This window comes from Pseudomonas sp. R4-84 (assembly GCF_054130985.1).
In genome coordinates this window covers 3,037,164-3,050,770 of sequence record NZ_CP096390.1, presented here as the reverse complement: position 1 = coordinate 3,050,770, position 13,607 = coordinate 3,037,164, and the positions used below count along the sequence as shown (strand labels likewise).

The 13,607-nt window shown below is 61.6% G+C and carries 11 protein-coding genes; 4 read left to right on the top strand and 7 right to left on the bottom strand.

Annotated elements, in window-relative coordinates:
* Positions 1-1,302 (bottom strand): SDR family oxidoreductase, encoded by a 1,302-nt coding sequence (locus M1D68_RS13790; protein ID WP_457967133.1) that lies wholly within the window; start codon positions 1,300-1,302, stop codon positions 1-3.
* 147 nt (positions 1,303-1,449) lie between these two features.
* On the opposite strand from M1D68_RS13790, the gene treA reads away from it, so the two are divergent.
* Both treA and M1D68_RS13780 read left to right on the top strand, forming a co-directional pair.
* Positions 1,450-3,054: an alpha,alpha-trehalase TreA gene (gene treA / locus M1D68_RS13785; RefSeq protein WP_457967131.1), complete on the top strand. Its 1,605-nt coding sequence runs from the start codon at positions 1,450-1,452 to the stop codon at positions 3,052-3,054.
* A 61-nt stretch (positions 3,055-3,115) separates the two neighbouring features.
* The gene (locus tag M1D68_RS13780; RefSeq protein WP_445571906.1) at positions 3,116-4,033 is read left to right on the top strand and encodes a LysR substrate-binding domain-containing protein; all 918 of its coding nucleotides are present in this window, start codon (positions 3,116-3,118) and stop codon (positions 4,031-4,033) included.
* 63 nt (positions 4,034-4,096) lie between these two features.
* Here the strand turns inward: M1D68_RS13780 and leuD are convergent, their stop codons facing one another.
* From leuD to xylA, 6 genes are all read right to left on the bottom strand, one after another.
* Positions 4,097-4,702 carry a 3-isopropylmalate dehydratase small subunit gene (gene leuD, locus M1D68_RS13775; RefSeq protein ID WP_457967129.1) on the bottom strand — a complete coding sequence of 202 codons (606 nt, stop codon included), beginning with the start codon at positions 4,700-4,702 and terminating at the stop codon, positions 4,097-4,099.
* Between the two features lie 3 nt (positions 4,703-4,705).
* Positions 4,706-6,127 carry a 3-isopropylmalate dehydratase large subunit gene (leuC, locus tag M1D68_RS13770; RefSeq protein WP_457967127.1) on the bottom strand — a complete coding sequence of 474 codons (1,422 nt, stop codon included), beginning with the start codon at positions 6,125-6,127 and terminating at the stop codon, positions 4,706-4,708.
* A gap of 154 nt (positions 6,128-6,281) precedes the next feature.
* A complete protein-coding gene (locus M1D68_RS13765) occupies positions 6,282-7,418 on the bottom strand; it encodes a sugar ABC transporter permease (protein ID WP_420763736.1) in 1,137 nt (378 codons plus the stop codon).
* On the bottom strand, positions 7,419-8,975 hold the full coding sequence (gene xylG / locus M1D68_RS13760) for a D-xylose ABC transporter ATP-binding protein (protein WP_457967124.1): 1,557 nt from the start codon (positions 8,973-8,975) through the stop codon (positions 7,419-7,421).
* Positions 8,976-9,138: 163 nt separating this feature from the next.
* Positions 9,139-10,140, bottom strand: a complete 1,002-nt coding sequence (xylF, locus tag M1D68_RS13755) for a D-xylose ABC transporter substrate-binding protein (protein ID WP_305494967.1) — start codon at positions 10,138-10,140, stop codon at positions 9,139-9,141.
* 147 nt (positions 10,141-10,287) lie between these two features.
* A complete protein-coding gene (gene xylA / locus M1D68_RS13750) occupies positions 10,288-11,604 on the bottom strand; it encodes a xylose isomerase (protein ID WP_457967122.1) in 1,317 nt (438 codons plus the stop codon).
* Positions 11,605-11,758: 154 nt separating this feature from the next.
* On the opposite strand from xylA, the gene M1D68_RS13745 reads away from it, so the two are divergent.
* On the top strand, positions 11,759-12,946 hold the full coding sequence (locus tag M1D68_RS13745; protein WP_420763739.1) for a XylR family transcriptional regulator: 1,188 nt from the start codon (positions 11,759-11,761) through the stop codon (positions 12,944-12,946).
* 218 nt (positions 12,947-13,164) lie between these two features.
* Complete coding sequence (locus tag M1D68_RS13740) at positions 13,165-13,506, top strand: YajG family lipoprotein (RefSeq protein ID WP_420763740.1); 342 nt, start codon at positions 13,165-13,167, stop codon at positions 13,504-13,506.
* The last annotated feature ends 101 nt before the right edge of the window (positions 13,507-13,607 follow it).

Sequence of the window (13,607 nt, the reverse complement as noted above, 5' to 3'; positions counted from 1 at the left end):
TCAGCGACGACTTCGTTCCCGACCCAGCGCCACCAGGCACCCACCAATCAACAATGCGGCGCCCGCCACCAGCAGGGGCGCGGATCGCCGCGTCGGCTTGCGCCAACCGCCTTCGACACGTCGCTGGCCGCTGGGCGGGGAGAACAGGTTTCCGGAGGATGAAGCCATTGCCGGGCTGCGATCCAGGCCCCGGCGTGTCAGCCAGCCGGAGAGTTGCGCAAACCCGGGCACAAGAAAATGCGCCATCCTTGCCAGTGTCGCGGCGCTGCCCACGGTGGTGGTGGGCTTGGGGTTGAGTGCGCAACTGACCATCGCCTCGGCGACGCGATGGGGGTCGTAGACCGGTGGTGGTGGCTTCAGCGCGTGGCCGGTGAAGTTGGCGCCATCGCGAAAACCCGGCGTATCGATGACCGCGGGATAGATGTCGCAGACGTGGATGTCCCGGTATTCCCCCAACTCACCGCGCAAGGCTTCGGACAACCCGCGCAGTCCGTACTTGCTGGCGGAATAGGCGGCGGCGTAAGGCTGGGCGACCCAACTGCCTAACGACAGGGTATTGATCAGGATGCCGCGTTGTTGCTTCTTGAAATACGGCCAGGCCACGTAGGCGCCGCGCAGGTAGCCAAGCAAATCGGTTTGCAGGACCTGCTCATGCACATCGAGCGGCGTCTGCTCGAAGCTGCCTACCGCACCCACGCCGGCATTGTTGATCCAGATGTCAATGCGACCGTCACCGAACGTTGCGGCTTCGGCGGCAAGCGCCTGCATCTGCTCACTGCTGGTGACGTCTGTGCACACCGCCAACGCGTCGGCTCCCTGGGCCTGGCATTGTGCAACGACCTCATCGAGCGCCGCACGGTCGCGTGCCGCCAGGACCAGGCGTGCGCGCTGCCTGGCAAACGCCTGGGCGGTGGCGCGGCCGATCCCGCTCGAAGCGCCGGTGATGACCACCAGTTTCTCCGACAAGGGATACGACGTCGTCTTACGGCTCGGGGCGGTTTCGCCTGCCGACTGATGGATCTCGGGCTGCATGGGCGAAAGCTTCAGGCGCACCCCGTCCGCCATGATCAGCGTCAGGTCCTGGACGGTGCCGGCGACCCTGTCCGGGTACACCGGCTCGCCCTCGGGGTCGAGTTGGTCATAGACAAACTTTTCGCCCTCCAGCCAGCCCACCGCGGTGTTCAGTTCTGGGCCCAGGTAATACTTTCCATCAAGGAAAAAGCCGGGGAAATGTGGCGCTCGCTCGACGCTTTCGACGGCATAGCGTTCGCCCGTCCTCATTCCGGTTGCCGGGGAAATCATGATCAACACCTCCGCTCTGTTGGTTCTGCGATAGAGAGCGAGGGTGAAACGGGGGTTCCATTGAAGTGAGGAAAGGAAGTTCGAGTGAACCGAGGCTCATTTTCTTCAGTCATTGCTGTAGGAAGTGATCACATCAAGGAGCCTCAGATGCGTTCTGTTTATCTCGCCAGCCTGTCCTTCACCGCGTTGCTGTGCGCAGCATGCTCAAGCCAATCGCCTGCGACATGGAGCTACGAGGACGCGCGAAGTCGCACCCCCGTGCCGCCCGACCAGGCCTATCCCGAGTTGTTTGAGGCGGTGCAAGGCAAACAGTTGTTCACTGACCAAAAACACTTCGTCGATGCGCTGCCCAAGCGCGACCCCTCGCAGATTCGCGCCGATTACCTGGCCCGCCGCGACAGTGCCGATTTCGATCTCAACGCGTTCGTGAAGGACAACTTCGTCGAGTCAGGCCAGGCTGAGAGCCCGACTCCAAAACCCGGCGCGCCGATCAAGGAACACATCGACAATCTCTGGCCGGTGCTCAGCCGAACCTACACTGAGGTTCCGCAATACAGCAGTCTATTGCCGTTGCCGCAGCCCTATGTCGTGCCAGGCGGGCGTTTCCGAGAAATGTATTACTGGGATTCGTATTTCACCATGCTGGGGTTGGAGCAAAGCGGTGACCAGACGCAGGTTCGCCAGATGGCCGACAACTTTGCCTACATGATCGACACCTACGGCCACATTCCCAATGGCAATCGCACCTACTACCTGAGCCGATCGCAGCCGCCATTCTTTTCCTATATGGTGGAATTGCAGGCGCATATCGAGGGCGAGCAGGCCTACGGGCGTTACCTTGGGCAACTGCAAAAAGAATATGCCTACTGGATGGAAGGGGCGCAGACCCTCAAGCCGGGTGAGGCTGGGCGACACGTCGTCAAGCTTGCCGATGGCAGCGTGCTCAACCGCTATTGGGACGCCAGCCCCACGCCTCGTCAGGAGTCGTGGCTGCAGGACGTCAAGACCGCTGAACAGGCAGCCGACAGGCCCAAGCAAGAAGTCTGGCGCGACTTGCGCGCAGGCGCTGAAAGCGGCTGGGATTTCAGTTCCCGCTGGCTGGGAGACGATAAAAACCTGGCGACCATTCGCACGACCTCCATCGCACCCGTGGACCTGAACAGCCTGATGTATCACTTGGAGCGCACCATCGCCAAGGCCTGTGAAACGGTGCGGAACACGCCGTGTACCCAAGCCTATGGGCAACGGGCCGAGCAACGCCAGCGCGCCATCGAGACGTACCTGTGGAACGCCGAAGGCGGCTATTACGTGGACTACGATTGGCAGCAGAACCGGCAGCGCCCGGCACTCACTGCCGCGACGCTGTTCCCGCTCTATACCGGCCTGGCTTCCAGCGAACGCGCCAACCGCACTGCCGACGCCGTGCGCAAGGGCTTGCTGCGTCCCGGCGGCATCGCCACCACCCAGGTCAATAACGGCCAGCAGTGGGATGAACCCAATGGCTGGGCGCCCCTGCAATGGGTGGCGGTCGAGGGGTTGGAGCGCTACGGCCAAACCGACCTGGCCAGGGAGGTTGGCAGCCGTTTTCTGCAACAGGTCCAGGATCTCTACCGCAAGGAAGACAAACTGGTCGAGAAGTACGACTTGTCCGGTCAAGGCGACGGTGGGGGCGGGGGCGAGTATGAATTGCAGGATGGCTTTGGCTGGACGAACGGCGTGACGCTTAAATTGCTGGGCAAATACGGCGGTTGAGCCGGGCCGCTTCAGTGCTATTCTTCGCGAAATTGCGAAGAATAGCGCTGCGGTAGAGCCGATGAACACTACCCGTGATCAATTCCCCTTGCCGGAGGACCTGAAGGTCTTTCTGACTGTCGTCCGAAAGAATGGCTTTGCCAGCGCGGCCGAGGCATTGGGCTATTCACCGGCCTATATCAGCAAGCGCATCTCGGTATTGGAGTCGACGCTCGCTACCCGACTGCTGCATCGCACGACCCGGCGCATCGCATTGACCGACGACGGCGAGCGCGTGCGGGTGTGGGCCGAAAAGCTGCTGGGGGATTTCGATGAGTTCGTCGGTGAAATCGCCCGGGCTCGCCATCAGCCCACCGGCTCGTTGCATATCTGCAGCAGCTTTGGTTTTGGCCGCAACCATGTCGCGCCGGCAATCGGCAAGCTGTCGCAGACGTATCCTGGCCTCGACATCCGGCTGGATGTGTTCGACCGCGTCGTCGATATCGTTGGCGAGGGGTTCGACCTTGAGATCCGCGTCGGTGATGACCTGCCAGGGCAGCACCTGGGCCGCAAGCTGGTGAGCAATCGACGCGTGCTCTGCGCAGCCCCCGGGTATCTGGAACGACGGGGCACACCGCGTTCGCTCGATGACCTAAAGGACCATGATTGCCTGGTGCTCAAGGAGCGCGACAACGCCTTCGGCATCTGGACTTTGAGCAAGGATGGGGTGCAGGAGACAGTGCGTGTCGGCGGCCCGTTGTCCTCCAACAGCGGCGAGATTGTCCTGGAATGGGCGTTGAGTGGCGGCGGGATCCTGCTGCGCTCGATGTGGGACGCCGGGCCCCTGCTTGAACAGGGGCGGTTGGTTCAGGTGCTGCCGGCGTATTCGCAAAGCGCCAACGTCTGGGCGGTGTACCCGACCCGGCTCAGTCAGTCGGCGAAGCTGCGGGTTTGCGTTGAATTTCTTGAGACGTGTTTTCGGGACTTGTCGGCTGGGTAGAAGAGCAGCACCGCTTTCGCGAGCAGGCTCGCCCACAGTCTTGCTCAGTGGTTGGACGTTACGCTACAGCCAGGGATTTTCCGCGAGGTGCCGGCTTTCGAAGCGGCGTATCTGGTCCGCACGTTGAAGGGTCGTGCCAATGGCATCCAGGCCGAGCAGCAAGGATCGCTTGCGCAGCTCGTCGATCTCGAAAGAAATTACCTCACCGTCCGCCAATCTGATCTGTTGCGCCGGCAGGTTTACGCTGATGCTGGCGGTTTCGGCGTGGCTGATCGTCTGCGCGAGTCTCTTGAGTTGCGCTTCGGGCAATTGAATGACCAACACCCCGTTACGCTGGCAATTGTCATAGAAGATCCCGGCGAAGCTGCTGCCGATCAACGCCCGGATGCCCACTTGCTTCAAACCCCACACCGCATGTTCGCGGCTTGAGCCGCATCCGAAGTTTTCCCCCACCACCAGGAACGTTGCGCCGCGCCAGCCCGGTTTGTTGAGCACGAATTCAGGATTGGGATCGCCGTTGCCCAGCCACTTCAAGTCGAAGAACAGGCCACGGTCCAGCCCGTTGCGGTCGATGCCCTTGAGGAACTGCTTGGGCATGATCACATCGGTGTCGATGTTGGCGGCCAGCAGCGGGGCGGCGGTGCCACTTACAGTATTGAAGGGTTGCATGCTTCAGGCCTCCGGAAGCAGTGAACGAACATCGGTCAAATGACCAGCAATCGCGGCGGCGGCCACCATGGCCGGGCTCATCAGGTGGGTGCGCGCGCCGGCGCCCTGGCGTCCTTCGAAGTTGCGATTGGTACTGGAGGCGCAGCGATCCCCAGGGGCGAGCACGTCATCGTTCATCGCCAGGCACATCGAACAGCCGGATTGGCGCCATTCGAAACCGGCTTTGCGAAATATTGCCGCCAGGCCTTCTTCTTCGGCCTGCTCGCGCACCAAGGTCGAGCCGGGCACGATCATCGCGCGCACATGGGCGGCAACGTGCTTGCCCTGTACGACACGCGCCGCATCGCGCAAGTCTTCAATCCGAGCGTTGGTGCACGAGCCGATGAAAGCATGGTTGATGACCACGTCGGCGAGCGGCATGCCTGGCGTCAGGCCCATGTAGGTGAGGGCACGCTGCAGGCCTTGGCGCAGGATCAGGTCGGGTTCTGTCGCAGGGTCGGGTACCTGGCTTCCGATCGGTGCAGCCTGGTCAGGGCTGGTGCCCCAGGTGACCATGGGTTCCAATGCGTCGACATCGAGCGTCACTTCCCGGTCGAACACCGCGCCTTCATCGCTGTGCAGGGCTCGCCATTTGGTCACGGCCCGTTCCCACAGCTCGCCCCTGGGAGCGCGGGGCTTGCTTTGCAGATAGGCAAAAACCTTGTCATCCGGCGCCATGAACGCGCCCCGGGCGCCGGCTTCCACGGCCATGTTGCAGATGGTCATGCGGGCTTCGACGCTAAGGGCGGTGATTGCCGGGCCGGTGAATTCGATCGCATAACCGGTGGCGCCCGAGGCGCCGATTCTTTCGATCAGCGCCATGATGATGTCCTTGGCGGTGACACCTGCCCCAAGCGTGCCGTTGACCGTGACGCGCAGGGTTTTCAGGCGCTTGTAGACCAGCGTTTGCGTAGCCAGCAGGTGTTCGATTTCAGACGTGCCGATGCCAAAACCAAAGGCCCCCAACGCACCGTATGTCGTGGTGTGGCTGTCGCCCGCGGCCACCACCATGCCCGGCAGAATGAAGCCTTGCTCGGGGGCGACGACGTGCTCGATGCCCTGGCGTTTGTCCAGCACGTCGAACAGTTCGATGCCAAAGTCCCGGCAGTTTTCTGCGAAGTACGAGACCTGCCGGGCGCCGCCGGCATCCGGCATGGCTGCGATGCGCTGGGGCGCCGTCGGGTTGACGTGATCGACCACCGCCAGCGTCGCGCTCGGCCGCCAGACGCTGCGGCCGTTTTCACGAAGGCCGCTGAAGGCTTGCGGGCTGGTGTATTCGTTGGCGACCTGGCGGTCGATGTACAACAGCACATGGCCCTGATCGTCCAACGGGCAAACGGTATGGCTGTCGATGTGCTTTTGATAGAGCGTTCGGGGGCTGTTCATGCAGGCGCTTCTTCATTTTTGGCGGGTCTGCCCACAGCATATTGACTGCCGGCGTCGCATCAAGAGCCCAGCGGTGAAGGCGTTGCACACGGATTGTGATCAATCACGACGGGGAGTGGGGCGGCCATCCATGGTTGCCCCGAATCGGTATGGGTCAGCGTCGGGCGGTGCGGGTGCTGACATCCACCCACACGGCCAGGACCAAAATGCTGCCCTTGACGATCATCTGCCAATAGCTGTCGACGTCGAGCATGGACATGCCGTTGTCCAGGCTGGTGATGACCAGCGCGCCCAGAAGCGCGCCGTAGACCGTGCCCGAGCCACCGCGCATGGATGTGCCGCCGATAAAGCAGGCGGCGATAGCGTCCAGTTCGCCCATGTTGCCCGCCGAGGGCGAGCCGGCGGCAAGGCGCGCGGTGTTGACCATGCCGGCGAGGGCGCACATCACGCCCATGATGCCGAAGATCCAGAGCTTCACTGCCTGTACATTGATGCCAGACAGGCGCGTGGCCTCCATGTTACTTCCCACGGAATAGACGCGCCTGCCGAATACGGTTTGGCTGGTCACGTAGCTGAACACCCCCAGCAGAACCAACAGCAGCAGCACCGGAACCGGGATCCCGTCGTAGCTGTTGAGCGTATAGACGAACCCGGCCAGCACGGCGCCGATCAACACCACCCGCGCCACGTCCCGCGTCAGGGAATGGGCCGCGAGGCCATGCAGCGCGCGGTTGCGGCGCTGTTTCCAGGTCAGGAAAAGCGTCAGCGCGAACAACAACACGCCCAGGCCCGTGCCGACTGCGTGGGGCAGGTAACCCTGGCCGACGTAAACCAGCTCCGGCGATACCGGCGCGATGGTGGTGCCGCCAGTGATGCCCAGCAGGATTCCGCGAAACGCCAGCATGCCACCCAGGCCGACGATGAAGGAGGGGATGCGCAGGTAGGCGGTCATGTAGCCGTTGGCCAGGCCGATCATCAGCCCACACAGGGCGACCAGGCTCAGGTTCGCCAGCAGCGGGATGTGATAGACCACGTCGAGTATCGCCGCCAGACCTCCCAATAAACCGAGCAACGAGCCCACCGACAAATCGATCTCGCCACTGATGATCACCAGCACCATGCCGCAAGCCAGGATGCCGGTGATGGACATCTGCCGCAGCAGGTTGGAGAGGTTGCGCGGAGTCAGGAACCCGCCCTCGGTCTGCCAGCTGAAGAACAACCAGATGACCGCCACGGCAATCACCAGGGCGAGCATTTTGTAGCGGGTGAACACTTGTTTGACTTGGTTCATCTACGCGGACTTCCGATCATTGTTGTTATTGCTTTCGGGATGGCTGAGCGCGGCGGCAAGCACCTGTTCCTGGGTCAATTCCTGGTTGATGAAATCGCCGCGCAGTTGCCCCTCGCCGATCACCAGCACGCGGTCCGACACACCCAGCACTTCGGCCAGTTCCGAGGACACCATGATGATCGACACGCCTTCGGCCGCCAGCGCGCCCATCAGCTTGTAGATCTCGTACTTGGCGCCGACGTCCACGCCCCGGGTGGGTTCGTCGAGAATCAATACCCGGGGCTTGGTCAGGAGCATCTTCGCCAGCACGGCTTTCTGCTGGTTGCCACCGGAAAGGCTGGTGATCGGCAGGAACGGGCTCGCGGTCTTGAGGTGCATGCGCGAGATTTCCCGGTCGATGCTGCCCAGCTCGGCCTCGGCGTCGATGCGGGTCATCTTCGAGAAGTTTTCCAGGACCGCCAGGGTGATGTTCTGGCCGACGCCCAGGTCCGGGATGATGCCCTGGCGCTTGCGATCTTCAGGGACCATGCACAGGCCGGCCCGGATCGATTTGAGGGGCGTGCTGCTGTCAATGCGCTGGCCGTCCAGCCAGACTTCGCCTTCGTGACGACCGGGGTAAGCGCCGAACAACGCCGACACCAGCTCCGTGCGACCCGCACCCACCAACCCGGCGATGCCAAGGATTTCGCCGCGCTTGAGCACGAACGAAATATCGTCGACGCGTTTGCGCCTGGGGTTGTCGACGTCGTAGCAGGTCACATGGCGTGCCTCGAAAATCACCTCGCCGATAGCGTGGGGTTCGGTGGGGTAGAGGTTACTCATCTCCCGCCCGACCATTTGCGTGATGATCTTGGGAATATCCATGTCGGCCATGGCAGTGGTGGCGATGTGTTTGCCATCGCGTATCACCGCGATGGTGTCGCACACGGCGGCCACTTCATCGAGCTTGTGGGAGATGTAGACGCACGCCACGCCCTTGGCCTTGAGGTCGCGGATGATGTCCAGCAGCACTTCGATTTCCGAGCGGGTCAGGGCCGAGGAAGGCTCGTCGAGGATCAGCAGGCGGGCCTGTTTGTTCAGGGCCTTGGCGATCTCGACCAATTGCTGGTAGCCACCGCCGTACTGCGAAACCGGCAGCGAGACGTTCATGTCCGGCACCTTGAGTTCACGCATCAGGGCTTCGGCGCGGTGGATCATCGCGGGGTAATTCATGCGTCCGCCGGGCAAGGTCAGCTCGTGGCCCATGAAGATGTTTTCGGCCACCGACAGGTCGGGCACCAGGGTCAGTTCCTGGTGAATGATGACGATGCCGGCAGCTTCGGTTTCGCTGATCGATTGCGCCTTCAGCGGCTGGCCGTCCCAGAGAATCTCACCCTCCCAGGTGCCGTAGGGATAGACCGCCGATAGGACTTTCATCAAGGTGGATTTGCCGGCGCCGTTCTCGCCGCACAGGCCGACGCATTCACCCGGCCTGACCTTGATGTCGATGCCGTTCAGGGCCTTGACACCGCCGAAGGTCTTGACGATGCCGTTCATTTGCAGCAGGTAATCAGACATGGCGAGGGCTCGTAAGAAAGGGGCTCACACAACATAAAACCTGTGGGAGCGAGCCTGCTCGCGAAGCGGTAGGTCAGCTTGCATCTGCATTCACTGTGCCGCCGCCATCGCGAGCAGGCTCGCTCCCACAAGGATTTTTGCTATCCAAAGAGCTGCTCCCGGGTCACTGCCCCGCGATCTGCGCCTTGGTGTAGAACCCGTCCTTTTCCAGCAGGTCGATGTTGTCCTTGGTCAGCGCGGTAGGCGTGAGCAGGATGGTGTCGACTTTCTTGTTGCCATTGTCGTACTGCGAGCTGTAGGTGGGTTTTTCGTTGCGCGCCAGTTGTACCGAAAGCTTGGCGGCTTCGGAGGCGATCAGCTTTAAGGGCTTGTAGACCGTCATGGTCTGGGTGCCGTCGATCACTCGCTTGACCGCCGCCAGGTCGGCGTCCTGGCCGGAGATCGGCACCTTGCCGGCCAGCTTTTGCGCGGCCAGGGCCTGGATGGCGCCGCCGGCGGTGGCGTCGTTGGAGGCGACGATGCCGTCGATTTTGTTGTTGTTCCGGGTCAGGGCGTTTTCGACGATGCTCAGGGCTTCGGTGGGGTTCCATTCCTTCACCCATTGCTGGCCGACAATCTTGATGTCGCCCTTGTCGATGGCCGGTTGCAGCACCTTCATCTGGCCTTCACGCAGGATTTTGGCGTTGTTGTCGGTAGGCGCGCCGCCGAGTAGGAAGTAGTTGCCCTTGGGCGCTGCCTTCAACACGCCGCCGGCCTGCATCTCGCCGACCTTTTCGTTATCGAAGGAAATGTAAGCGTCGATATCGGCGTTGAGGATGAGCCGGTCATAGGACACCACCTTGATCCCGGCCTTCTTGGCTTCGGCGACGGCGTTGGTCAGCACAGTGGCGTTGAACGGCACGATCACGATGACGTCGACGCCACGGGAAATCAGGTTTTCGATCTGGGAAATCTGCTTCTGCTCGTTGGCATCGGCGGACTGGACATAAACCTTGGCGTCGAGTTTTTCTGCCGCCGCGACGAAGTAGTCTCTATCGCGGGACCAGCGTTCCAGGCGCAGGTCATCGATGGAGAAACCGATCTTGGGGTGGGTGGCGTCGGCCATGGCCGGGAGCGATAGCAGGGCGAGGGCGCCGGCGAGCAGGGTACGTTTGAATGTTTTCATGGTGGTGCGTCCTTTTATTGTTTTTTGAAAGACACTGCCTGACGAGAACGTGATGCCGGTAGAACTGTAGAGCGTTGCGCGGCGTTGCGGGCACAGATTTGTCGCGCGAATGTAACAGCCTCCCCGCGCCCGCAAAGTCGCCCGCCGTCAGGAGTAGATGAACCGGTTGACGACGTTTTCGAGCATTTCCTGCCGACCGCTGACCGCCTGCGGATTCAGCTCGTTGGTGAATGCATGCTCGGCCAGGGATTCGAGGCTGTAGTCCCCCGCGAGCAGCGCCTTGCCGAACGGCTGCTGCCAGCCGGCGTAGCGCTGGTCCTTGAATTTCTGCAACTGATCGTCCTGCACCATGGCGGCTGCACGTTCCAAGGACAGGGCGAGCACGTCCATGGCCGCGACATGGCCGTGGAACAAGTCGACGTCGTCCAAGCTCTGGCGGCGTACCTTGGAATCGAAGTTGAAACCGCCGTTGCCGAAGCCTCCGGCCTTCAGGATCTCGTAGGTGGCCAGGGTCATTTCTTCGACACTGTTGGGGAACTGATCGGTGTCCCAGCCGTTCTGCGGATCGCCCCGGTTGGCGTCGATGCTGCCGAAGATCCCCAGGGAGACCGCCGTGGCGATTTCATGATGGAAACTGTGCCCGGCCAGGGTCGCATGGTTGGCCTCGATGTTGACCTTGATCTCTTTTTCCAGGCCGAACTGCTGCAGAAAGCCGAACACCGTGGCGCTGTCGTAATCGTACTGGTGCTTGGTCGGCTCCTGGGGCTTGGGCTCGATCAGCAGGTCGCCCTTGAAGCCGATCTTGTATTTATGCTCGACCACCATGCGCATGAACCGGCCCAGTTGCTCGCGTTCGCGGGCCAGGTCGGTATTGAGCAGGGTTTCGTAACCTTCGCGGCCGCCCCACAATACGTAGTTGGAGCCCTTGAGGCGCTGGGTGGCATTCATGGCGCTGAACACCTGGGCGGCGGCGCAGGCGAAGACTTGCGGGTCAGGGTTGCTGGCGGCGCCGGCGGCAAAACGCGGGTTGCTGAAGCAGTTGGCGGTGCCCCAGAGCAGCTTGATGCCGGTCTGTTCCTGGTGACGCTCGAGGTGATCGACCATTTGCGCGAAGTGGTTGCGGTATTCCTTCAACGAGTGGCCTTCCGGCGCGACATCGGTGTCGTGGAAGCAGTAGTAGTCGATGCCCAGCTTGGAGAAAAACTCGAACGCCGCCTCGGCCTTGCCGATGGCCACTTCCATCGGGTCCCCTGCGTGCTGCCATGGGCGTTTGAAGGTTCCCGCACCGAACACATCGGACCCCGGCCAGACAAAGGTGTGCCAATAGCAGACCGCCATGCGCAGGTGCTCGCGCATGGGTTTGCCGAGGATCAGTTTGTCGGCATCGTAGTGCCGGAAAGCGAGCGGCGAGTCGCTGCCCGGGCCCTCATAGCGGATCGGCTGAACATCGGGGAAGTACGACATGGACGGTTTCCTTTTTATTCTTGGCGGTGACCTGATACTAACGCCGCCCCTGGGGCCGCTGATTATGAAAATCATCAAAGGACAGTTCGATTTTGAGTATTGAGATTCGCCGTCCGCGCGCCTAGTCTCTGTCCACCGGCCTAGGGTTCTTACAATGAAAATCGTCCCGCCCGTCCACCGCATCGCCCTTTTGTTCAACGGCAGCAAGATCTACGACCGAGGCATCATCAGCGGCATCGGTAACTACCTGAGCAGTACCCGCGCGTCCTGGGATCTGTTTCTCGAGGAAGATTTCCTATGCAGGTTGAAAGGGATCGAGCGTTGGCAGGGCGACGGGATCATCGCCGACTTCGACGACCCGCTGATCGGCGAGGCGCTGGCCGGGATCAAGATGCCCGTGGTGGCGGTGGGCGGCTCGTACCAGGACGAGCGCGCCTATCCCAAGGGCATTCCCTATGTCGCCACGGATAACCATGGGCTGATCAAATTGGCTTACGAACATCTGATCGAAGCCGGACTGACGCGATTCGCCTGTTTCAGCCTGCCGGAATCCCAAGCCAATCGCTGGGCCCAGGAACGGGAGAAAGCCTTTCGCCGGTTGATGCTGCGCGATGGTCTGCACGCCGAGGTCTATCGCGGCATGGGCACCAGCGCGCCGCTCTGGGACAGCGCCGTCGAACAGCAGATCGCCTGGCTGCAAAGCCTGCCCAAACCCATCGGCATCATCGCCGTCAGCGATGCGCGAGCCCGCCAGCTGTTGCAGGCTTGCCTGACCGCCGGCATTGCTGTTCCGGAGCAGGTGGCATTAATCGGCATCGACAACGATCCACTGACCCGCAGCCTGACTCGGGTGCCGCTGAGCTCCGTGGTGCAGGGCACCGAAACGATGGGTCGGACCGCCGCGCGGCTGCTCCACCAGATGCTGCATGGCATGCCGTCCACAGGCACGCAGGTGCTGATCCCGCCGGATGCTATCAATGTGCAGACATCCAGTTTGCACCAGCCGCTGGGCAATCCTTATGTGATGCAAGCGCTGTTGTTCATCCGCCAGTACGCATGCCAGGGCATCAAGACCGCGCAAGTGGCGGCGTATGTCGGTGTCTCGCGCTCATCCCTGGAAGCGCATTTTCGCAAGGAGCGAGGTTGCAGCGTTCATGACGAAATCCTGCGCTTCAAATTGGCCGCGGCGGCCAACGGCTTGGAAAACACCGACTCGGCGATCGCCGACATCGCCCGCAATTGCGGCTTCAAGTCGGCGCAATACCTGCACACGGTGTTTCGTCGCGAGTTCGGTTGTACGCCTCGGGAGTATCAGCAGGGCGCGAGTGTGGTGAGCGAGTAGTCCGGGCTCCTGTGGTGAGGCGTTAATCGACGGTCAGCTGCGTCGGGGGAGGTCCGTCGGTTTCATCTTGGCCGAGCGCTTTTGCGAGGTCCTTCTGGGGCTTTCAACTATTGCCATCAGTAATAGTGACCATTACGAAATGCAAGTTCTGCTTTGTCGGCAATCATTGGAAAATCAGCGCCATCGAACACGCAGCCCACCACTGCAGGACCTCAATCATGCGCCCTTTATCTTTCCTTGCCCTGGCGTTTTCCCCTTTGTTGCTAGCAGGTTGCGCTTCGGCTCCGAACGATCCGACCCTGACCTTGCAGACCAGCAAGACACCGGCCGAATACGCCGAATGCGTCGTACCGAAGCTGCAGGGCAGCGCCCTGAACCCGACGGTCTCGCAGACCCAGCGCAGCTACCGCATCGTCGTGCCGAGCAAAATTGCGGCGGACAACGTGCTCGAAGCCTACAAGGCTGGCAACGGTGGGAAGGTGTTCATTTACGACCGGCATCTGCTGGCCTCCAATCTCTTGCCTTCGAATTTTGAACGCGCCGCCCAGGAATGCATCTGACCGGCCCGTAGACGTTTTATCCGTGCTCCTTTGGTTGGCCGCAACCAACCAATTCCCTTTGCCCCGCACCGTATTCGGTCGCGGGGCTTTTTTTGTTTGGA

Coding starts and splice junctions, on each gene's coding strand:
- M1D68_RS13790 (WP_457967133.1), bottom strand. CDS start 1,302: ATGATTTCCCCGGCAACCGGAATGAGGACGGGCGAACGCTATGCCGTC.
- treA (WP_457967131.1), top strand. CDS start 1,450: ATGCGTTCTGTTTATCTCGCCAGCCTGTCCTTCACCGCGTTGCTGTGC.
- M1D68_RS13780 (WP_445571906.1), top strand. CDS start 3,116: ATGAACACTACCCGTGATCAATTCCCCTTGCCGGAGGACCTGAAGGTC.
- leuD (WP_457967129.1), bottom strand. CDS start 4,702: ATGCAACCCTTCAATACTGTAAGTGGCACCGCCGCCCCGCTGCTGGCC.
- leuC (WP_457967127.1), bottom strand. CDS start 6,127: ATGAACAGCCCCCGAACGCTCTATCAAAAGCACATCGACAGCCATACC.
- M1D68_RS13765 (WP_420763736.1), bottom strand. CDS start 7,418: ATGAACCAAGTCAAACAAGTGTTCACCCGCTACAAAATGCTCGCCCTG.
- xylG (WP_457967124.1), bottom strand. CDS start 8,975: ATGTCTGATTACCTGCTGCAAATGAACGGCATCGTCAAGACCTTCGGC.
- xylF (WP_305494967.1), bottom strand. CDS start 10,140: ATGAAAACATTCAAACGTACCCTGCTCGCCGGCGCCCTCGCCCTGCTA.
- xylA (WP_457967122.1), bottom strand. CDS start 11,604: ATGTCGTACTTCCCCGATGTTCAGCCGATCCGCTATGAGGGCCCGGGC.
- M1D68_RS13745 (WP_420763739.1), top strand. CDS start 11,759: ATGAAAATCGTCCCGCCCGTCCACCGCATCGCCCTTTTGTTCAACGGC.
- M1D68_RS13740 (WP_420763740.1), top strand. CDS start 13,165: ATGCGCCCTTTATCTTTCCTTGCCCTGGCGTTTTCCCCTTTGTTGCTA.